The organism is Alteromonas halophila (genome assembly GCF_014651815.1).
GTDB classification, from domain to species: Bacteria; Pseudomonadota; Gammaproteobacteria; order Enterobacterales; family Alteromonadaceae; genus Alteromonas; species Alteromonas halophila.
Genome location: NZ_BMXP01000010.1, coordinates 15706 through 37111, shown reverse-complemented (window position 1 = coordinate 37111; position 21406 = coordinate 15706). Strand labels below are relative to the sequence as shown.

Below are 21406 nucleotides of genomic sequence, written 5' to 3'. Positions count from 1 at the left end.
ACTTAGTTTAGGCACTCGTCCTCGCACACAATTATTCAGAGGTCGGGGTATCTATATCAGCAACGATAGGATGGCACCATGACTGAAATGATGCACCAAGATGTGGATCCGCAAGAAACACAAGAATGGCTGGAGTCGTTAGAGTCAGTATTAGAAGAAGAAGGCGTTGAACGCGCCCACTTCTTACTGGAATCACTGATTGAAAAAGCACGCAGAAATGGTGCCCATTTACCGTATGACGCCACTACGGCGTACATCAATACTATTCCGCCTGGTCAGGAGCCTACTATGCCAGGCGATCAGACCATGGAAGGAAAAATCCGTAACGCACTGCGCTGGAATGCGCTGATGATGGTACTGCGGGCCTCCAAGAAAGATCTGGAACTGGGCGGTCATATTTCCAGTTTTGCTTCTTCGGCCATGCTTTACGATGTTGGTTTTAACCACTTTTTCCGTGCACCGAATGACAATGACGGCGGCGACTATCTGTTTATCCAGGGGCACGTAGCACCGGGTATTTATTCGCGGGCTTACATTGAAGGGCGCTTAAGTGAAGATCAGCTGGACATGTTCCGTCAGGAAGTTGATGGCGAAGGCCTGTCCTCATACCCGCACCCTAAACTGATGCCGGACTTTTGGCAGTTCCCGACGGTATCTATGGGGCTTGGTCCTATTCAGGCCATTTATCTGGCCCGTTTCCTTAAGTATCTGACCAACCGTGGCATTAAAGACTGTTCTGAACAGCGCGTATGGTGTTTCCTGGGTGACGGTGAAGTTGATGAGCCGGAAAGCTTAGGCGCGATTGGCCTTGCTTCCCGCGAAGGGCTGGATAACCTGACCTTCGTAGTTAACTGTAACCTGCAGCGTCTGGATGGCCCGGTTCGTGGTAATGGCAAGATCATTCAGGAACTGGAAGGCAATTTCCGCGGCGCAGGCTGGGAAGTGATTAAAGTTATTTGGGGTCGTTACTGGGATCCGCTACTGGCCCGTGACAATGAAGGTAAGTTGCTGCAGGTGATGAATGAATCTGTTGACGGCGAGTACCAGAACTATAAAGCCAAAGGGGGGGCTTACACCCGTGAAAACTTCTTTGGTAAATACCCGGAACTTAAAGAAATGGTTGCCAACATGTCTGACGAGGACATCTGGCGACTTAACCGCGGCGGCCACGATCCGGTCAAGGTCTACGCTGCGTATGACCGCGCAGTGAAAACGAAGGGCCGTCCTCAGGTCATTCTGGCCAAAACCGTAAAAGGTTACGGTATGGGCGCAGCCGGTGAAGGTAAAAATATTGCTCACCAGGTTAAGAAAATGGATATGGACGCGGTCAAAGGCTACCGTGACCGGTTTAACATCCCGGTGTCGGATGAAAAACTCTCAGACCTGCCATACTACAAATTTGACGATGACAGCGAAGAGATGAAATATCTCAAAGCCCGTCGTGACAAGCTGCACGGATATATGCCGGTACGCCGGGCCAAGAGCTCAGAAGAACTGCCTGCTCCCGCACTAAAATCGTTTGAAGCGGTGACCAAAGGCTCTGGTGAGCGTGAAATTTCGACCACTATGGCGTTTGTGCGGGTATTAACCGCGTTGCTGAAAGACAAACAAATTGGCAAGCGCGTGGTTCCCATCATTCCTGATGAAGCCCGTACCTTTGGTATGGAAGGTCTGTTCCGTCAGGTTGGTATTTATTCCTCGCAAGGGCAAAAGTACGAGCCACAGGATTCTGATCAGGTCGCTTACTACCGTGAAGATAAAAAAGGTCAGGTACTGCAGGAAGGCATTAACGAACTTGGCGCCATGGCCTCCTGGCTGGCGGCGGGGACGTCGTACAGCTTAAACGACCTGCCGATGATCCCAGTCTACATTTATTACTCGATGTTTGGCTTTCAGCGGGTTGGCGACCTGGCGTGGGCTGCGGGTGACTCGCGTTGCCGCGGATTCCTGATTGGCGGTACCGCCGGGCGTACCACGCTTAACGGCGAAGGTTTGCAACACCAGGATGGGCATAGTCATACGCAGGCCGCGCTTATTCCGAACTGCATCAGTTACGATCCGGCCTATGGCTATGAAGTAGCCGTAATCATGCAGGATGGTCTGCGTCGCATGTTCGAGGAACAGGAAGACGTGTTCTATTACCTCACGGTGATGAACGAAAACTACATTCAGCCAGAAATGCCAAAAGATGTTGAAGAAGGCATTGTAAAAGGTATTTATAAGCTGGATACGGTTGGCAAAGGCAAGAAAAAAGTGAAGCTGCTGGGCTCAGGCACCATCCTGGAGCAGGTACGCGAGGCGGCGAACTTACTCAGTGACAACTATGATGTACAGGCTGAAGTTTACTCGGTTACATCATTTAATGAACTGACCCGTGAAGGGATTGATTGCGACCGTTACAACATGTTGCATGCCGGTGATAAGGCGCGTGTGCCTTTCATTACTCAGGTACTGGAAGACGGTAACGATGGCCCGACTATCGCCGCCACCGACTACATCAAGAACTATGCTGATCAGGTGCGCAACTTTGTGCCAGGCAGCTACCGGGTGCTGGGTACAGACGGTTTCGGTCGTTCTGACAGCCGCGCTAACCTGCGCCGCCACTTTGAAGTGGATGCCAAGAGTGTCGCCTTTGCCGCGCTGTATGAATTGCACAAAGCCGGTGATGTCGATGCCAAGACACTGAATAAAGCAATGAAAGATCTGGATATCGATCCGGACAAGCTAAACCCACTATACGCGTAAGTGAACGGAGACTGAGTTTATGTCAGAGATAAAAGACGTACACGTACCCGACCTTGGAGAGGACAATGTCGAGGTCATCGAACTGTGTGTTTCCGTGGGCGACAGCGTAGAAGCGGAAGACTCACTGGTCACAGTAGAAAGTGATAAGGCCAGCATGGATATTCCTGCGCCCTTTGCCGGTAAAGTGACCGAGCTGTCGGTCAATGTGGGTGACAAAATCAGCGAAGGTGACTTGCTGGCCAAACTTGAAGCGGCCGGTGATGAAGGCAGTGACGATGATGACAGCGATGATGACGGCAGCAGTGAGGAAAAATCAGCCACACCTGAGGATGATAATTCGCAGGATGCTGGCAGCGATGAATCCGATAAAGCCGCTGAAAGTGACAGCGGGAAATCGTCTGGCGGCAGCGAAACCATCGAAGTCACGGTGCCTGATATTGGCGATGCCGAAGAAGTTGATGTCATTGAAGTACTGGTTGCCGAAGGCGACAGTGTTGAGGCAGAAGATGGCCTGATCACGCTGGAAACTGACAAAGCCACTATGGATGTGCCTGCGCCTCAGGCTGGTAAGGTGGTTAGCCTGAAAATTAAGGAAGGCGATAAGGTCAGCGAAGGCTCACTTATCCTAACCATGGAAGTGGCTGGTAGTGACAGTGGCAGTGACAGCAGCAGTGATGAGCAGGCTTCGTCTTCGTCTGATTCACAAAGTGACGAAAAGCAACAAGCCGCATCGGATGACAGTGCCGGTGGTGAAGAAGAAATGGAAGTCACCGTGCCGGATATTGGCGATGCGGAAGACGTTGAAATCATTGAGGTGCTGGTGTCAGAAGGGGACAGCATTGAAGCCGAAGACGGCCTGATTACCCTTGAAACCGATAAGGCCACCATGGATGTACCTGCGCCTAAAGCCGGCACCGTAAGCAAAATGCTGGTCAAGCAGGGCGATAAGGTATCGAAGGGCTCCTCCGTGCTGATGCTTAAAGTGAAAAGCGAAGGCGGCTCATCGTCATCAGATGCGTCGGCATCGAAGGGCAGTGAGCAGAAGTCTGAGCAAAAGCCTGAGCCGAAAAAACAAAGTTCGGATAATGGTGACAACAGTCGTCCTAAGCCGCCACCGGTGCCACATCATCCTTCAGCCGGTGAAAAGCAAAAATCCGGCAAAGTTCACGCTTCTCCGTCGGTTCGCCGTCTGGCCCGTGAGTTTGGCGTTGATCTGACTCAGGTGAGTGGCAGTGGCCGTAAAAACCGTATTCTGAAAGAGGACGTGCAGAGCTTTGTCAAATATGAGCTGTCACGGCCTAAAGCGGCAGCCGGTGCGGTCAATGCCGAAGGCAGTGGCGGACTGCAGGTGATTCCACCGCCGAAAGTAGACTTCTCGAAGTTTGGTGAGGTGGAAGAAAAGCCGCTGACCCGTATTCAGAAAATATCTGGCCCGAATCTGCACCGCAACTGGGTAACCATTCCGCATGTCACGCAGTTTGAAGAAGCCGATATTACTGATCTGGAAGCCTTCCGTAAGGATCAGAACAAGATTGCCGAGAAGCGTAAGCTGGGTATTAAGATCACCCCACTGGTGTTTATGATGAAGGCGGCGGCAGACGCACTGAAAGCGTACCCCATTTTCAATACTTCGCTGTCTCAGTCCGGTGAGTCTTTAATTTACAAAAAGTACTACCATATTGGTATTGCAGTCGATACGCCGAATGGCCTGGTCGTGCCGGTGGTCCGTGATGTCGATAAGAAAGGCATTCACGAACTCTCTGAAGAACTGATGGAAATCAGTGCGAAGGCCCGCGACGGTAAACTGAAATCGGCGGATATGCAGGGAAGCTGTTTCACCATATCCAGTCTGGGCGGCATTGGCGGCACGGCATTCACGCCGATTGTGAATGCGCCGGATGTGGCCATCCTGGGTGTGTCTAAGAGCGACCTGAAGCCGAAATGGAATGGCAGTGAATTTGAACCACGTCTGATGGTGCCGCTGTCACTGTCATACGATCACCGTGTGATTGACGGTGCGGTTGCAGCCCGTTTCGCCGTCCACATGAAAGGTGTGCTGGAAGATTTACGACAAATGCTGTTGTAAGAAAGTACGGTTCGGGAGCGAGATGCTCCCGAATTGGTATTTTTACGGCTTTTCAGCTCCGTTAGCTTTACACGGCTTTGACACCCTAGTTAAAATTCAGGCGTGTAACAGGCATTGAAAACTTACACGCGTACATATACGCATTGAAATTTGGACAGAATTTGAGGTCACGATGAGCGAAATTAAAACTCAGCTAGTGGTATTGGGCGCCGGCCCAGGTGGCTACTCCGCAGCGTTCCGCGCTGCCGATTTAGGCATTGAAACGGTAATTGTGGATGCCAGAGACACCCTTGGCGGTGTGTGTCTGAACGTAGGTTGTATCCCATCAAAAGCATTGCTTCATGTGGCGAAAGTCATGAAGGAAGCCAAACATCTGTCCAATCACGGTGTGTCGTTTGGTGAGCCTGAAATTGATTTGGATAAACTGCGTTCGTATAAAGATGACGTAGTGGGTCAGCTGACTAAAGGCTTATCCGGCATGTCGAAGATGCGTAAAGTGAAGCACGTCAAAGGTTACGGTAAGTTCACCGGTAGCGACACCCTGGAAGTAGAAGGGGATGACGGTAAAACGACGGTGAAATTCGAGAATGCCATTATCGCTGCAGGCTCTGAACCGGTAACACTGCCCTTTATTCCACACGACGATGATCGCGTCATTGACTCAACCGGCGCACTGGAAATGAAAGATATTCCGGAGAAAATGCTGGTACTGGGCGGCGGCATCATCGGTCTTGAAATGGGCACGGTATACGAAGCGCTGGGTTCTAAAATTGATGTGGTTGAGTTCCTTGACCAGCTCATTCCGGCTGCTGACAAAGACATCATGAAAGTCTTTATGAAAGACTATAAAGACAAGTTCAATGTGATGCTGGAAACCAAAGTTACTGACGTAGAAGCGAAGGATGACGGCCTGTATGTGACCTTTGAAGGTAAGAATGCACCGGATGAGCCTGTACGTTACGACAAAGTGCTGGTGGCCGTGGGCCGTAAGCCAAACGGTAAAATGTTTGACGCCGATAAAGCCGGCGTGGAAGTCGACGACAAAGGCTTCATCAACGTTGATAAGCAACTGCGTACCAACGTCAACAACATTTATGCGATTGGCGATATCATTGGACAGCCAATGCTGGCGCACAAAGCGGTACATGAAGGGCATGTGGCGGCCGAGGTCATCTCAGGCCAGAAACATTACTTCGATCCGCGTTGCATCCCATCTGTTGCGTATACAGAGCCAGAAGTGGCGTGGGTAGGTCTGACTGAGAAAGAAGCCAAGGAGCAGGGTGTCAGCTACGAGACGGCCTCGTTCCCATGGTCGGCATCAGGCCGTGCCATTGCTTCAGACGCGACCAACGGTCTGACTAAGATGATCTTTGATAAAGACAGTGGCCGCGTTATCGGTGGTGCCATGGTGGGTACCAATGCCGGTGAGATGCTGGGCGAAATTGGCCTGGCCATCGAAATGGGCGCCGATGCAGAAGATGTGGCACTGACTATTCATGCGCATCCAACGCTTAATGAGTCTATTGGTCTTGCCTCAGAGGTGTATGAAGGCAGCATCACAGATATGCCTAATCCAAAAGCGAAGAAAAAGAAGTAATTCATCGCGACAGGAAATGAAAAAAGCGGGACAGTGTCTCGCTTTTTTTATGCCCGCACGTTAGCCGGACATTACCCGGCCGTATCCAGCGCTGCGACGTTGGTTTGGCACTCGCCCCGCTGTTGCATATATTTGCGTACCGTTTCCTCGCAATAGCCTTTGCGGCAACACTTGGACAACATGACTTCATGATGGTTAGCGCGCTCAAGGATAAAGCCGGCAATCAGTTGTCGCAGCCAGGTCAGGCCCGGGTCGTGATCCTGACGTTTATGCCAAATCAGTGATAGCGGGGTGGAGACGATATCAATGGGTGTTTCAAACACCGCCAGCTCACCTGAGAAAATTTCCTTTTCAAGCACCACCGATGGGGCAACGCAGATTAAATTACTCTCTTTAAGCAGTTCAGGAACATTGCTGAAGGAGTTGACCGACATCGCGACACGTCGTGACAGGCCCATATTCGTCAGTACCTGGTCAGTGGGGCCGGTCACATCTCCGCTAATGGAGACTAGCAAATGCTCAGCATTAACGAAGTCTTCCAGAGTGAGTTCTTCTTTCGCCAGAGGGTGCTCAGGACGCATGAGTACCACATAGCGCGGATCCAGAACATGCTCAGAGCGGATCACAGGATCTGGCTTAAGGTGTTTTGAGAAAGCCAGTTCAGCTTCGGCATCTTTTAAAATCTGATCGGAATCCATATTCAGATTAGGGATGGCGTACACATTGATACCCGGAGCCTGTTTTTCAATCACCTGACGAAGTGGCCCCCAGGCCATAGAAATAATGCTGTCCGTCGCAGATACCCGAAAAGTCCGCTTGGCCGTTGAAGGATCAAACTCGGTCGGGCTGACGGCGTTTTCCAGCTGACTTAATGGCGACTGTATCTGACTCCATAAATTTTTAGCATAGGAGGTAGGCTGGATCCCTCGCCCGTCCTTTACGAACAGTTCGTCTTTCCAGGCTGTACGCATTCTGGACAGAGCATTCGACACCGCAGGCTGCGTCATCGCCAGTCGGTCCGCTGCCCGGGTTATTGCACCTTCTGTCATTATGGCATCAAAAATCATCAGTAAATTAAGGTCGTGTGAACGCATACGTTAGCCCCATTTCAGTGTGATAATTAAACATATAACAAAACATGATGCTTTGCATACAAAAATATAATTATTTTTATTGTATTTAAGCACGGATAATTGTCCCATTGATAACTAACTCAGAGTCAAACCATGACCGCAATTAAAACATTCAGTGTTGCACTACTTCTTAGCATGAGTCTGTTTGCCTGCAGTGATAATCCGACTGATGCGGGTCAGAAAGCCCAGCAGCAGGGGGTACCGGTTGATGTGGCACCGGTGATCGCCAGGCGTATTACCCAGTGGGATAACTTTACCGGCCGGTTAGTCGCACCGCAGACGGTGTCATTGCGTCCGCGTGTGTCCGGCTACATCGATTTTGTGGCGTTTGAAGAGGGTGAATGGGTCGAACAGGGACAAACCCTGTTTCTCATCGATAACCGCCGATACAAGGCCGAAGTTGACCGTTTGACCGCGCAGTTAAGCGAGGCACGCAGTCGCTACTCACTGGCGAAGACTAACTATCAGCGTGCCGAAAAACTTAGTGCTTCACAGTCTGTTTCTCAGGAAGTCATTGATGCCAGACAAACTGAGATGCAGCAGGCAGATGCAGCCCTTGCCCAAACGCAGGCGCAGCTTGATGTGGCAAGACTGAACCGGGGCTTTGCACGTGTGCAGGCACCCATTTCCGGGCGTATTTCACGGGCCAGCGTGACCGCAGGCAATTTTGTCAGCGCCGGACAGACAGAACTCACCACCATTGTGTCAACCGACAAGCTGCATGCCTATTTTGATATTGATGAGCAGACCTACCTGAATTATGTTGCATCGCAGTCGGGCAACCGGGCGGTTGACGCCCAGCCTGTGGCGATGAAGCTGGCAAACCAGGCGTCCTATGAACACTGGGGCTATATTGACTTTATTGATAATCAGGTCAGCGCGCAGACCGGTACCCTGCGTGTTCGCGCGGTGTTTTCGAATGAAAAAGGCACACTGCTGCCAGGGTTGTTTGCGCACCTGAAGCTGGCGGGTGAGTCCGATGAAAAAGGGATCCTGATAGCTGACAAAGCGATTAATACCGATCTGAACAATAAATATGTGCTGGTCATTGATAAAGAAAACAAAGCGCAATACCGGGCCGTTACGCTAGGTGATAAGGTCGGTGAATTACGCATTATTGAAGGTGGCCTTGAACAAGGCGATGAAATTGTTGTAGCCGGTCTTCAGCGTGTACGCCCGGGCGCACCGGTTGCACCAAACCCTGTGAAAATGGCGGATGAAGATGCGCTGACCGCACTGGATAGCTGGCAAGCGCGTGTAGATGCTGCAATGCAACTGGCGCTTAAGCAGGATGAGCCGGTGACGGCAGGGCTTCGCTAATGAATCTGTCGCGCTTTTTTATCCATCGTCCTATCTTTGCGGGCGTGCTAAGTCTGCTGATATTTATCGGCGGGGCCATTGCCGTATGGCAACTCCCTATCACCGAGTACCCTGAGGTTGTGCCGCCCACCGTGGTTGTTACGGCCAATTACCCAGGCGCAAACCCGAAAGTCATTGCAGAAACCGTGGCCACGCCGCTCGAGCAGGAAATTAACGGCGTAGAAAACATGCTGTATATGTCCTCGCAGGCAACTGCGGATGGCAGAATGACGCTGACCATTACCTTTGCTATCGGCACCGATCCGGACGAGGCGACCACGCTGGTACAAAACCGGGTGAACCGGGCGACGCCGCGCTTGCCTCAGGAAGTACAGCGATTAGGCATAGTGACCGAAAAATCCTCACCTAACCTGACTATGGTGGTGCACCTGACCTCCCCGGATGAGCGTTACGACATGCTGTACCTGGCGAACTATGCCGATCAGTATGTGAAAGACGAGCTGGCGCGTATTGAAGGGGTCGGGCAGGTTCGTCAGTTTGGTGCAGGCGAGTTCAGCATGCGGGTGTGGCTGGACCCTAATAAGCTGGCCGAGCTTAAAATGAATCCACAGGATGTGGTCAGTGCCATACGCAGTCAGAATCAGCAGGCTGCTGCGGGAAGTCTGGGCGCACAGCCTACTGGTGGCAGTGATTTTCAGCTACTCATTAATGTGCGCGGCAGACTGGCTGATCAGCAGGAATTTGAAAATATTGTGGTTAAAACCGGTGCAAACGGTGAGATAACCCGGCTTAAAGATGTCGCAAGGGTTGAGCTGGGCGCTGATCAGTATGCGCTGCGCTCGTTGCTTAATAACAATCCTGCCGCCGCCTTGCCAATTTTTCAGGCGCCAGGCTCTAATGCCATACAGATTTCAGAAGATGTCCGGGCCCGCATGCAGTCATTAAAAGCGGCATTTCCGGAAGGTCTGGATTACGACATTGTGTACGATCCCACGGTCTTTGTGCGTGGTTCAATCAAAGCAGTAGTAAACACCCTGTTAGAAGCGGTACTGCTGGTTGTGCTGGTGGTGGTGCTGTTTTTGCAAACCTGGCGGGCGTCGATTATCCCGCTGGTAGCAGTACCTGTATCATTGGTGGGTACCTTTGCCTTTATGCAACTGATGGGCTTTTCGCTTAACGCCTTGTCACTCTTTGGCCTGGTACTGGCCATCGGGATCGTGGTCGATGATGCCATTGTGGTCGTGGAAAATGTGGAGCGTAATATTGCTGAGGGTAAGTCACCGGTCGAGGCTACCGTGCAGGCGATGAAAGAGGTGACCGGTCCGATCATTGCCACTACGTTGGTGCTGGCGGCGGTGTTTATCCCCACGGCCTTCATGTCCGGACTGACAGGGCAGTTCTATAAGCAGTTTGCACTGACCATTACCATTTCCACCGTCATTTCTGCCATCAACTCGTTAACCTTGAGTCCGGCCCTGTCTGCGTTGTTACTTAAGCCACACGGCAAGGCGAATGACTGGCTGACAAGGGCCATGGACCGGCTCTTTGGGCGCTGGCTGTTCACGCCGTTCAACAGACTGTTTGATCGGGCATCAGACCGTTATACGGGCGCCGTAGGGGGGCTCGTCAGAAAGAGCGGTATTGTGATGGTGCTTTATGCAGGGCTGTTAGGGTTAACAGCGTTTCAGTTTAATTCAACGCCTACCGGTTATGTGCCCTCTCAGGACAAAATGTATCTGGTAGCGTTTGCGCAACTGCCTAATGCGGCGTCACTGGACAGGACTGAAGAGGTGGTACGTGAAATGTCCCGTATTGCCATGGAGCATCCGGGGGTGTCTGATGCGGTTGCATTTCCAGGCCTGAATATTAACGGCTTTACTAACAGTCCCAGTTCCGGTGTGTTGTTTACGTCACTCAAACCCTTTGCTGAGCGTCAGTCACCTGACTTATCTGCCGGCGCGATTGCCGGTCAGCTGAATCAGCAGTTTGCCTCGATAAAAGGGGCTTATGTGGCGATATTTCCCCCGCCGCCGGTGCTAGGTCTGGGAACCATTGGCGGATTCCGGCTGCAAATTCAGGACCGCGGTAACCTTGGCTTTGCCGAACTGGAAAAGGCAACACAAGAGGTGATACAGAAAGCCTGGGCACATCCGGCTCTGACTGACAGTTTCACCAGCTTTACTGTCAACGTACCGCAACTGGATGTAGATGTTGATCGCGAAAAAGCAATTAGTCAGGGAGTTGGCATTGATACGCTGTTTAGCACTATGCAGGCCTATCTGGGCTCGGTATATGTGAATGACTTTAACCTGTTTGGCCGCACCTATCAGGTCAACGTACAGGCCGATGCGCCGTTCCGTCAACAGCGACAGGATATCAGCCAGTTCAAGGTTCGCAATGCGCAGGGCCAGATGATTCCGTTAGGATCGTTTGTGGATGTCCAGCACAGCGCCGGGCCTGATCGGGTTATGCATTATAACGGTTATATCACCGCAGAAGTTAACGGTGCCCCGGCTGCCGGCTATAGCTCTGATCAGGCTAAAGCGGCGATTGAGCAAATCCTCAAGGAAACATTGCCGACCGGTATGACCTATGAGTGGACAGAACTGACCTACCAGCAAATTCTGGCCGGTAACGCGTCTGCCTTTATCTTCCCGTTAGTTGTGTTACTGGTGTTTTTGGTACTGGCGGCGCAATACGAGAGTCTGCGGTTACCGCTGGCAATTATCCTGATTGTGCCTATGACACTGTTAAGCGCGCTGATTGGTGTATGGGTATATGGCGGCGACAACAACATCTTTACCCAGATAGGGTTGATTGTGCTGGTCGGGCTTGCAACCAAAAATGCCATCCTGATAGTGGAATTTGCCAAAGAACTGCAGGAGTCAGGTATGGATAAAATTACCGCCATTAAACAGGCCAGCCGATTACGTCTGCGTCCAATCCTGATGACCTCCATCGCCTTTATTATGGGCGTATTACCGATGGTGATTTCTACTGGGGCCGGTGCTGAGATGCGCCAGGCCATGGGCGTTGCCGTATTTTCAGGAATGATTGGTGTAACCTTGTTCGGGCTTATTCTGACACCGGTCTTTTATGTATTAATGGCGCGCAACAAGCCGCGACAACCAACTACCCAAGCGTAGCCCCTGTGCTGAAAAAGGGGCATTTTTGGCCGCTCTCTCCGAGCGGCCTTTTTTTGTCTTAATTCGTCATAATCCATTCGTGAATTGCCACCCTGTCATACCTAAACTGCGCTAATCTATCCCTAACGCGTCAATCGTTAATCAATCAGGACGGAGTTACATTATGAATAAAGCAGTGGCAGTCATTCTGGCATTAGGGATCAGTGCAGGCCTGCTGGGGTTGGGGGCACAACTAGGACAGGCTCTGATTACCTTCAAGACCTGGGATCGGGTTGTGACCGTGAAAGGGTTGTCTGAGCGTGAATACACCGCTGACCGGGTGATCTGGCCTATTGCGTTTATCGAGGCGGGCAATGATTTACCAAAACTGTACGACCGTGTAGCCGACAATGCCGGGAAAGTGAAAGATTTTCTTACCCAGGCCGGTATTGCTGCTGACACCATTACCATTGGCCGCCCGGAAATTACCGACAAGGCTGCACAGCAATATGGCGGCGGACCGCGGGCTGAGTTTCGCTACAGTGCTACTCAAACAGTCACGGTATATTCAGAGAACGTAGAGAAAGTGACCGGCGTGATGAACGATATTGCCAGTCTGGTGCGCGATGGCGTGGTGCTGACTGACCAGCGCTATCAGTCGCGCCCAGAGTTTGTGTTCACTCGCCTCAATGAGGTAAAGCCAGAAATGATTGAGGAGGCCACAGTCAATGCCAGAGAGGTTGCTGAAAAATTCGCCAGCGATTCAAACAGCACCTTAGGAAAAATTAAACGGGCAAATCAGGGGCAGTTCAGTATAAGTAGCCGCGATGCGCATCATCCGCATATTAAACGTGTGCGCGTGGTTTCTACCATTGATTACACGCTGGTGGATTAACCCGCGTGATAAGAATGCTATAGTTTGTCTACTATCGAACGACTGCGTTGTATTTAACCCAGATATGAGTGCTGATGATCCCCAAACAAGCACGCAACTCGAATTTTTTGAGGTGCCCAGCCCGTGTATTGGTGTATGCGAAGCAGGGCCGCGAGGGTTTTGTAAAGGGTGCTACCGAAGCCGTGAAGAGCGGCTTTACTGGCTGAAAGTAGACGATGCGACCCGGCGACAGATTGTTGGTGCCTGTCACCGCCGTAAAATGCAGGCACAGCGCAGACAACGTCAGGCCGATGAACCCACGGTAGCATATAAGCCTCAGCAGCAGGATCTGTTTCACGGTACCGATAACGAGGGATGATGCGAGTAAGCTTATCGCTCTCGGCGCGTCCTGACGTGCGCAGTCGCAACGCAGGTTTCACGGACAACGGCTGTCGTTCTTTGGTAAGAACGTGTTTCTTTAGTGCGAGGACAAACGATCATCACAGGTATAAAAATGCATGCCTGACGAGCGTATTTCAGGCTGAGAAAAAAATACTGCTTGTTATAATGAGCGCCCAATAGAAGCGAGTGGATGATCTACTATGTCGATGGACAAATTCGTTAATGTTGCAGCTAAGTCTTTTACGCTGCCTGATGTCTGCTTGCGGATCCGTGATGTGCTGGATGATCCCCGCAGCGACGCGAATGATATTGCCACGTTTATCAGTGTCGACCCCTCGCTAACGGCGAAAGTACTCAAACTGGCTAACAGTGCACTGTTCAGGTTTCCCTCGCAAATTGACTCTATTGCCAAGGCCGTCAATGTCATTGGAGGGGAGGCTTTGTATAACCTGGTAGTTGCTGAGACCGCCACCAGCGCCTTCCGGCAATTCAACTCAGCCTTAATTGACAGTGACAAACACTGGCAGATTTCGGTCTATCGTGGTCTGGTCGCCCGTTATCTGGCAAAACAGGCGGGAATTCGTGGTAATGAGCGTTTTTTTGTTATCGGTATATTGCTGGATTTAAGCGAACCGGTGGTGGCCTGCCATGATCCCCATGCCTATGCAGAGTATGTGTCCGATGACGACGCGCTGATGCCAGAAGAAAAACAACTGAAACACTTTGATTTTACGTTTGCAGCCTGTACCGGTACTATATTGGAGCGCTGGCGGTTGCCGTTGCCTTTGTATTACCCGGTAAAACATCTGTATGAAACCGGTAAGGCGGCGTCTGATACCGATATCTCTGTGCTTGAGTGTGCCCGGCGCATTACCCTAAAAGAACAAAAAGTCACCACGCTGGATGTTGATATCTTTCCGGCACAAGTGGCGAGAAATCTAAAAATAGAAGGGGAAACCCTGGGAAGTGCTGTAGAGTTTGCCAGCAAGGAGGCCGCGCGGCTGTCTGCGCTAATACATTAGGCGCGCAGTTTATAACTGACTCTCAGTATCCGATGAGACCATCGGCCCGGTAACGTTGCGCTAAAAATAATTGATATACCTATGCAAACTACCCATGTTTTTCGCGGGCTGGTACTTGCTTTGTTGCTGGTAAGTGGCCAGGTATCTGCGGCACAGGATTTGATTCAAACGCTGTATCACGCTGAGCTTGATCAGGATGAGGAAAACCCGGTGCCTCACTTTACGCTCGATGGTGAGTTGGGTGTGCTGGTTGCTACCGGCAACACTTCAGCGGCGTCGCTGAAAGCGGCAGTAACGTCTGAGCACGAAACGCTGAACTGGAGCAACCACTATAATGCAGAAATGCTGTACAAAGAGAGTGATGTCGCCGACAGCAGTCGTGAAGTCACCGCACAGCGCTTTTTTGCTAATGCACAATTTGACTATAAGCTGAAGCAGGCTGACCGACGATTATTTCTTTACGGCGATTATGAAGACGATCGCTTTAACGGATATGCCTACCGGGCATCGCTTGCCGGCGGCTGGTCGCAGCGGCTCTGGTCTGATGAAAACAGCAAATTTCGCTACAGTGTCGGACCCGGTTACTCGTTTATTGAGGCCGAAACTAACACCATGTCGTCAGTGAATAGTGGTTTCATTGTAAGGGCCTCTGCCGAGTACAGATATAACTGGAGCACGGGGGCTAAGTTTCGTCAGTTCGTCAGTACTGAGGCTGGTACTGAAAATGTGAAGTCCAGATCAGAAACGTCATTGTCTGCCAGTATTTTTGGTTCCCTGGCCTTAAAACTGTCACTGATCCTGAACCATGAGACAGATGCTGCAGATGCGAATGCCTCATTGAATACGGAAACCTCAGTTACCCTGGTATATCAGTTTTTCTGATCTGCTTTACCGGGGTACAAAAAAATTGCCGAAATTCAGCCCTGACGCTTGATTGCGCGCTATTGGCAGGTAGTATAGCGTCGTATTCTATGCGCCCTGTGTGATCTCGCAGGTTATTTTTGGCTCAGTAAATTAGGAAAATTTATGAAAACATCGTTTTTTGTGACGCCCGCACTGGTTGTGTCGGCCACAGCATTGTTGTCATCGCCGGTGATGGCACAGGAAGAAGAACAGAAACCTTTTACGATGGAAGGTGAGCTGGGCTTTATATTTACTACCGGGAACACGGAAACGACCTCCGCCTCGGCAGGACTGACAGCGCATCAGGAGCTTGAGAACTGGAGCAATGATTATATTGTCGAAGGCTTGTACAAAAAAGAGACCGTGGAAATAGACGGTGAAGAAGTTGAGCGTACCTCCGCGCAGAAATTCTTCTCCTCTGCGCAGGGTAATTACAAGCTGGATAATCCCGATCACCGTTTGTTCGGTTTCGCCTCGTATGAAGACGACCGCCTTAGTAACTATGATTATCAGGCAACTATCGCTGCGGGTTGGAACCAAAAAGTACTTGAGACAAAAACACAGACCTTTGAATATTCACTCGGTCCGGGTTATGCGTTTCGGGAAACACAGGACGGCGAAGAGCTTAACGGGTTAATTGTGCGTGCATCTGCGGCATATAGCTGGCGCATTTCTGAGACTGCAAAGTTCACTCAGACGCTGAGTACTGAAGTGGGCTCTGAAAATACCAAATCCCGGGCGGAGAGTGCACTGACAGCGACAATCAGTGGTAACCTGTCCATGAAGGTATCCGTAAAACTGGATCACAACTCAAACGTAGCGCCCGGTATCGAAAAGCTGGACACAGAGACGGCTGTAACGCTGGTATATAACTTCTTCTAAACCAGGTACAGGCTGTCGGACTGTTGTGTCTGACGAGCATAGATAATAATAAGGCACGCCGGTAGGCGTGCCTTTTTTGGTGCTGAATGGGGTGCTGTGATGCACCACACCACTAATGCAGGATACGGGTCTTGATGGTGCCGTCGATTTTCTGTAGCTGGTCAAGGGCATCATAGGCGCGGTCGGCTTCTACGTCGACCACAACATAACCCACATCGCCTTTGGTTTGCAGATACTGGGCTTCAATGTTGATGCCCTGATCAGCAAAGGCATGGTTAATCTGAGTAAGCATACCCGGCCGGTTTTCATGAATGTGCAGCAGACGTGAGCGGTCGGTATGTTCAGGCAGCGATACTTCTGGGAAGTTAACCGCAGACAGCGTCGAGCCATTATCGCTGTACTTGGCGAGCTTTCCTGCCACCTCGATCCCTATGTTTTCCTGCGCTTCCTGCGTACTCCCACCTACATGAGGGGTCAAAATCACGTTATCCAGGCCGCGTAATTCCGACTGAAACTCCTCACTGTTAGACTTCGGTTCAACCGGGAAGACATCAATGGCTGCCCCACGCAGGTGACCACTGTCAATGGATGCAGCCAGCGCCGGTATGTCGATTACCGTGCCGCGCGAGGCATTAATCAGTATACTGCCGGGCTGCATTTGCTCGAGTGCTTTTGCATCAATCATATTCTGCGTTTGCGGGGTCTCCGGCACATGCAAGGTTACTACATCAGAGGTGCTTAACAGGTGGGATAAGCTTTTAACCTGAGAGGCATTACCCAGCACCAGTTTATCTTCAATATCGAAAAACTGGACACGCATACCCAGATGCTCGGCCAGAATACTCAGTTGCGTACCAATGTGACCATACCCAATGATACCCAGGGTTTTACCCCTCGCTTCAAACGAGCCAACTGCGCTCTTTTCCCATTCACCGCGGTGGGCCTTGGCATTTTTACTGGGGATCCCCCGCAACAACAGGATAATCTGGCCCAGTACCAGTTCGGCTACCGAGCGGGTGTTGGAGAAGGGGGCATTGAATACCGGAATACCACGGCGGCCAGCAGCATTCAGATCGACCTGATTGGTACCAATACAGAAACAACCTACGGCCACCAGTTTGCTGGCGCTGGCGAAAACACGCTCAGTCAGTTGGGTGCGGGAGCGAATGCCAATGAAATGCGCATCGCTGACCTTCTCAATCAGTTCGTCTTCCGGTAGCGACGTTTTGAGGTACTCAATATTGGTATAGCCATTGCTCCGTAAGGTTTCTACAGCACTTTGGTGAACACCTTCCAGCAACAGAATGCGGATTTTTTCTTTTGGCAAAGACACTTTTGACATGAACTTGGATCTCGGTTGTGAATGTTGGCTCTAATTTGGGCCTTCTGGACGTCTATACGTTCAAAGTAACAAAGATAAAGAAGGCTGAAAAGTGCTATTTTCGCCTTCCCGCAAATTAGTCAAAGGTTGCGACGCCACTTTCTGAAGCGGTGAGTACAACATCGGCGCCACGTAATGCGAAGATACCGTTGCTGACGACACCGGGAATATTGTTTAGTGTTTGCTCCAGGTCGCGCGGTGCAAGAATATCCAGGTTATGTACATCCAGAATAACGTTGCCGTTATCGGTGATCACACCCTGACGATATACCGGATCACCACCGAGTTTGACCAGTTCCCTGGCGACATACGAGCGTGCCATTGGAATAACTTCGATAGGAAGCGGAAACTTACCAAGTACCGGGACCCGTTTGCTGTCATCGACGATACAGATAAAACGTTTCGCCACCGCCGCTACAATTTTTTCCTGTGTCAGCGCTGCGCCACCGCCTTTTATCATGTGCTTGTGCTCGGTCACCTCATCGGCTCCGTCAACGTATACCGACAGACTGTCGACCTCATTAAGCGATAACACGTCAATTCCGAGCTTTTTTAAACGCTCAGTCGAGGCTTCAGAGCTTGATACCGCTGCCGTAATTTTATGTTTGATGTCAGCAAGTGCATCAATAAAAAAGTTAACCGTTGAGCCCGTTCCGACACCAATGACCGTATCGGTTTCAACGTATGCCAGTGCGGCACGTGCCACCGCCTGTTTCTTCTGATTCTGATCCATAAACACTCCTGAAATTGACAGCCAGAGTGTACCCGAAAAGCCTGTGTTGCATACAGCACAATTTGTCAGCATTCCCCGCCTAAACGCATGCACGGACGCTGACGGGCCGCTTTAGGACAATACGGACACCCGCGGCTCAATCAGAAAAAGATTGCCTGACTGACTCACGCAGCATCATATTTCATTATATAGCCAGTTCTCATGATACGCGTGCGACGAAGGAGAGTGTGTATGGCTATCAACACTGCCCGGACGGAAGGCCTGCAGGCAATAGCGTGCGCGTCAGGAATCTTTTGGCACGATAATCTGAGAGGGTGTCACTATGGCGTCTAAGGGCACATCCCAGGCAGCAACGGGTAATGCGTCGACCTGCTGGCAGTCGTGGGCAATGCCAATAAGACGGGGGCTGGCAGGCCAGTTGTGACGGTTAGCCAGGGTACGATCATAAAAGCCACCCCCCATGCCTAAACGGTTCCCGTCTTTATCAAAGCCGACCAGCGGCATTAGGATTACGTCAAGCTGGTGGGCGGGAACCACGGCGGTACAGTCAAGTGAAGGCTCGGGGATCCCAAAGCGGTTTTCTGTCATTGCGGTGTGTTGGTGGTAATGCAAAAACAACAGGTGACCGCGACAAAACGGGTGTAACACAGGCAGTGCCAGACGGGGGGAAGAAGCGCCGGCCAGCAGTGAAGCTGAAAATTCACTGAGGCTGACTTCACCATCGTTGGATAGATAAAAAGCCAGAGAGCCGGCCGTTTTTACCGCTGGTACGGCCGCTAACTGCGACGCGATATCCTGTGCCGCCAGCTGCTGCTCTGTCGGGATGAGCGCGTTTCTGGCAGCTCGTAACTTGCGTCGTAATTGTGTGCGTTCAGAATTATGCATAGCAGAACCTGACTTTGTCTGACGGCTGACAGAAAAAACGGTCGGTCCACCCACACGGCATCATGCCGTGTGGGTGGTTTGATTACCCAGCGTAGGTGTCAATAAACAGCTGTTCCAGCTGACTATGGTTAACGCCCGTTGCAACCTTGATGGTGTTAGCATTGTTCCACAATGGGCTTGGCGTTGTGCCTTTCGGGGCAACAACGGTCTGACCGCGGTCCAGCTCGCCGGTGCCAACCCGCACATGCCCTTCGGTGAGTTCGAACAGCTCCGGATGACGCAGGTGCGCAATAGGAAACGCATCATGGAAAAAGCAGACCCGGTCGTCACGATTCTGAGAATAAAAATCCATGTAAAATTGCGCAGATTCTTTTACAAAACCGCCCAGTTCGGGGTTATTCTGTGCCAGTAAATCGACAAACTCAGGCTTGAACGGCACATTATTGGTGACATCCAGGCCAAACATGGTCAGGTCCCAGTCCGCAGCGAACACGATCTCTGCAGCATAGGCGTCATTCCAGATATTGGCTTCGGCTACCGGCGTCACATTGCCGCGAACAAAGGCTGCACCGCCCATGATACTGACCCCCTTAACCAGCTTAGGGAGTTCCGGCTCAAGACGCAGCGCAAGGGCAAGGTTGCCTAGCGGACCAATTGCGACCAGTGTGATTTCACCGGGATACTGGCGGGCCATATCCACAATAAACTGAGCAGAACTGCGCGGGTCCAGTTCCCGTTTTGGCGGCTCAGGTTTGATATGCCCAAAGCCGTGCTCACCGTGCACGAAGTGTGCATAGGACGATTCAGGACCCACCCACGGCATGCCAACCCCTTTGGTGACCGGAATGTCTTTACCGGCAATCTCACACAAAGTGAGCGCGTTTTGCGCAGACATGTTCACCGGAACATTGCCGTAAACCGTGGTCAGCCCCAACACATCGATATCCGGAGACTGAAAGGCGAAAAATATGGCCATGGCATCATCAATGCCCGGATCCGTATCTAAAATAATTTTATGCGTCATAACGTTTTCTTAATCACTTAGTGAGCGGTTTTAGCCAGAAACCGGTCAACTTCCTGCTGACTGGGAATAGATTGCGCAGCGCCTTCACGGGTAACTGCAATGGCTGAGGCTGCACACCCTCTGATAAGGGCTTGTCGGGCATCGGTGTGGTTGCAGTATGCCGATAAGAAGTAGCCAATAAAGGTATCACCGGCAGCAGTGGTATCGACCGCATCGACAGAAAACGCCTCAACACTGATGACATCGTCACCGCGCAGCATTTTCACACCTTGTTTGCCAAGGGTGATGATAACTTCTGCATCAGGCCAGTTCGCCTGAAATGCACTGATGATTTCATCCAGTGCCTCTTTGCCGGTAATGGCTGCGGCTTCAGTTTCATTGACAATAAGCAGGTCAATGCAATCCAGTGGCAGGTGTTTGACTGAGTCACTCATCGGCGCTGGGTTAAACGCCACTTTCAGCTGTTTATCACTGGCCTGCTTTAACACATCGTCAATGCTGCTGGTTTCATTTTGGGTCAGTACCCAGTCGGAAGAGGAGGTCTCTTTTAAGGCGGCAGAAACTGTATCTGCAGTGATTGTCTGATTGGCACCGCCAAACAGCACGATGGCATTTTCACCACTGGGGGTGACCTGGATAATGGCGTGGCCAGAAGGCGTGTCATTGCATTTCACGCCCCGACAGTCGACGCCTTTTTTTATCAGTGCCTGCTTAAATGACGCATCACTTTCGTGAATGCTGCCGACATGACGAACGTCTGCCCCTGCCTGCGCCAGTGCAATGGACTGATTGGCACCTTTGCCACCCAGTAATTGTTGATAGTGTGTTGAGGCGATGGTTTCGCCGGGACGAACAAAGTGTTCGACCTGATAGACATGATCGATATTAATCGATCCAAAATTTATTATTGCCATTTCTTCTTCCGTCGAAAGAGGGCGCCTCCCAAGATGCCGCTGTTCATTATTCGCCCTTGAACCGAAAAGTTCAGGGCGGAAGAATCACGATAACCGCAGGCTTCTCGATACGCGTCGAGCTTGCTCAATAGTTATCGGTTCAACTTCCTTAGTTTAAAGCATCGGCCAGGGACATGAATGAACTGGCAAACATCCCAGGAAGCATTGTTATTGTGCGTAACGCAACAGACTATACCAAACGTACGGTGCGGTGAAGAGGATCTCTTCACGACACGGGCACTGTTGCACTGATGATTCGACTGTCACTTCGTCGATGTGAATTACATGTTAAAAGCTGACCAGTTAGTCAGGCAGTATACCTGTTATCTCAGCGACCACAA

General features: G+C 51.1%; 16 protein-coding genes and 1 other RNA gene. 10 read left to right on the top strand and 7 right to left on the bottom strand.

Annotated features, from left to right (window positions below; translation table 11 throughout):
* Positions 1-78 precede the first annotated feature (78 nt).
* From aceE to lpdA, 3 genes are all read left to right on the top strand, one after another.
* Positions 79-2745 (top strand): pyruvate dehydrogenase (acetyl-transferring), homodimeric type, encoded by a 2667-nt coding sequence (gene aceE / locus IE054_RS15310; RefSeq protein ID WP_189407944.1) that lies wholly within the window; start codon positions 79-81, stop codon positions 2743-2745.
* Positions 2746-2764: 19 nt separating this feature from the next.
* A complete protein-coding gene (gene aceF / locus IE054_RS15305; RefSeq protein ID WP_189407942.1) occupies positions 2765-4831 on the top strand; it encodes a dihydrolipoyllysine-residue acetyltransferase in 2067 nt (688 codons plus the stop codon).
* A 172-nt stretch (positions 4832-5003) separates the two neighbouring features.
* Positions 5004-6428, top strand: a complete 1425-nt coding sequence (lpdA, locus tag IE054_RS15300; protein ID WP_189407941.1) for a dihydrolipoyl dehydrogenase — start codon at positions 5004-5006, stop codon at positions 6426-6428.
* 71 nt (positions 6429-6499) lie between these two features.
* On the opposite strand, the gene IE054_RS15295 is transcribed toward lpdA, so the two are convergent.
* Positions 6500-7522, bottom strand: coding sequence for a LysR family transcriptional regulator (locus IE054_RS15295; protein ID WP_189407939.1), 1023 nt, complete (start codon positions 7520-7522; stop codon positions 6500-6502).
* Between the two features lie 141 nt (positions 7523-7663).
* Between IE054_RS15295 and IE054_RS15290 the strand changes: the two genes are divergently transcribed.
* The 7 genes from IE054_RS15290 (at position 7664) to IE054_RS15260 (ending at position 16089) form a co-directional block, all read left to right on the top strand.
* Complete coding sequence (locus IE054_RS15290) at positions 7664-8881, top strand: efflux RND transporter periplasmic adaptor subunit (RefSeq protein ID WP_373293922.1); 1218 nt, start codon at positions 7664-7666, stop codon at positions 8879-8881.
* Positions 8881-12027 (top strand): efflux RND transporter permease subunit, encoded by a 3147-nt coding sequence (locus IE054_RS15285; protein ID WP_189407936.1) that lies wholly within the window; start codon positions 8881-8883, stop codon positions 12025-12027. The genes IE054_RS15290 and IE054_RS15285 overlap by 1 nt, the downstream gene beginning before the upstream one ends.
* A 163-nt stretch (positions 12028-12190) precedes the next feature.
* Positions 12191-12901, top strand: coding sequence for an SIMPL domain-containing protein (locus IE054_RS15280; RefSeq protein WP_189407934.1), 711 nt, complete (start codon positions 12191-12193; stop codon positions 12899-12901).
* 64 nt (positions 12902-12965) lie between these two features.
* Positions 12966-13259, top strand: coding sequence for a DUF1289 domain-containing protein (locus IE054_RS15275; protein WP_189407933.1), 294 nt, complete (start codon positions 12966-12968; stop codon positions 13257-13259).
* Positions 13260-13482: 223 nt separating this feature from the next.
* Positions 13483-14304, top strand: a complete 822-nt coding sequence (locus IE054_RS15270; RefSeq protein WP_189407931.1) for an HDOD domain-containing protein — start codon at positions 13483-13485, stop codon at positions 14302-14304.
* An 81-nt stretch (positions 14305-14385) separates the two neighbouring features.
* On the top strand, positions 14386-15186 hold the full coding sequence (locus IE054_RS15265; protein WP_189407930.1) for a DUF481 domain-containing protein: 801 nt from the start codon (positions 14386-14388) through the stop codon (positions 15184-15186).
* Between the two features lie 144 nt (positions 15187-15330).
* Positions 15331-16089, top strand: coding sequence for a DUF481 domain-containing protein (locus IE054_RS15260; protein ID WP_189407928.1), 759 nt, complete (start codon positions 15331-15333; stop codon positions 16087-16089).
* 112 nt (positions 16090-16201) lie between these two features.
* Here IE054_RS15260 and serA read toward each other — a convergent pair whose 3' ends face one another.
* The 6 genes from serA to ssrS form a co-directional block, all read right to left on the bottom strand.
* Positions 16202-17431, bottom strand: coding sequence for a phosphoglycerate dehydrogenase (gene serA / locus IE054_RS15255; RefSeq protein WP_189407926.1), 1230 nt, complete (start codon positions 17429-17431; stop codon positions 16202-16204).
* 115 nt (positions 17432-17546) lie between these two features.
* Positions 17547-18203 (bottom strand): ribose-5-phosphate isomerase RpiA, encoded by a 657-nt coding sequence (gene rpiA / locus IE054_RS15250; RefSeq protein WP_189407925.1) that lies wholly within the window; start codon positions 18201-18203, stop codon positions 17547-17549.
* A 282-nt stretch (positions 18204-18485) separates the two neighbouring features.
* A complete protein-coding gene (locus tag IE054_RS15245; RefSeq protein WP_189407924.1) occupies positions 18486-19088 on the bottom strand; it encodes a 5-formyltetrahydrofolate cyclo-ligase in 603 nt (200 codons plus the stop codon).
* An 82-nt stretch (positions 19089-19170) separates the two neighbouring features.
* Complete coding sequence (locus tag IE054_RS15240; RefSeq protein ID WP_189407922.1) at positions 19171-20112, bottom strand: nucleoside hydrolase; 942 nt, start codon at positions 20110-20112, stop codon at positions 19171-19173.
* A 17-nt stretch (positions 20113-20129) separates the two neighbouring features.
* Positions 20130-21026: a ribokinase gene (locus IE054_RS15235; RefSeq protein WP_189407921.1), complete on the bottom strand. Its 897-nt coding sequence runs from the start codon at positions 21024-21026 to the stop codon at positions 20130-20132.
* Positions 21027-21047: 21 nt separating this feature from the next.
* A non-coding RNA gene (gene ssrS, locus IE054_RS15230) (6S RNA) lies at positions 21048-21230 on the bottom strand.
* Between the last annotated feature and the right edge of the window lie 176 nt (positions 21231-21406).

Bases quoted from the DNA above. Each gene is read 5' to 3' on its own strand.
- IE054_RS15245 (WP_189407924.1), bottom strand. From the start codon at position 19,088: ATGCATAATTCTGAACGCACACAATTACGACGCAAGTTACGAGCTGCC.
- rpiA (WP_189407925.1), bottom strand. From the start codon at position 18,203: ATGGATCAGAATCAGAAGAAACAGGCGGTGGCACGTGCCGCACTGGCA.
- IE054_RS15275 (WP_189407933.1), top strand. From the start codon at position 12,966: ATGAGTGCTGATGATCCCCAAACAAGCACGCAACTCGAATTTTTTGAG.
- IE054_RS15270 (WP_189407931.1), top strand. From the start codon at position 13,483: ATGTCGATGGACAAATTCGTTAATGTTGCAGCTAAGTCTTTTACGCTG.
- IE054_RS15285 (WP_189407936.1), top strand. From the start codon at position 8,881: ATGAATCTGTCGCGCTTTTTTATCCATCGTCCTATCTTTGCGGGCGTG.
- IE054_RS15280 (WP_189407934.1), top strand. From the start codon at position 12,191: ATGAATAAAGCAGTGGCAGTCATTCTGGCATTAGGGATCAGTGCAGGC.
- aceE (WP_189407944.1), top strand. From the start codon at position 79: ATGACTGAAATGATGCACCAAGATGTGGATCCGCAAGAAACACAAGAA.
- IE054_RS15260 (WP_189407928.1), top strand. From the start codon at position 15,331: ATGAAAACATCGTTTTTTGTGACGCCCGCACTGGTTGTGTCGGCCACA.
- IE054_RS15295 (WP_189407939.1), bottom strand. From the start codon at position 7,522: ATGCGTTCACACGACCTTAATTTACTGATGATTTTTGATGCCATAATG.
- aceF (WP_189407942.1), top strand. From the start codon at position 2,765: ATGTCAGAGATAAAAGACGTACACGTACCCGACCTTGGAGAGGACAAT.
- IE054_RS15265 (WP_189407930.1), top strand. From the start codon at position 14,386: ATGCAAACTACCCATGTTTTTCGCGGGCTGGTACTTGCTTTGTTGCTG.
- IE054_RS15235 (WP_189407921.1), bottom strand. From the start codon at position 21,026: ATGGCAATAATAAATTTTGGATCGATTAATATCGATCATGTCTATCAG.
- lpdA (WP_189407941.1), top strand. From the start codon at position 5,004: ATGAGCGAAATTAAAACTCAGCTAGTGGTATTGGGCGCCGGCCCAGGT.
- IE054_RS15240 (WP_189407922.1), bottom strand. From the start codon at position 20,112: ATGACGCATAAAATTATTTTAGATACGGATCCGGGCATTGATGATGCC.
- serA (WP_189407926.1), bottom strand. From the start codon at position 17,431: ATGTCAAAAGTGTCTTTGCCAAAAGAAAAAATCCGCATTCTGTTGCTG.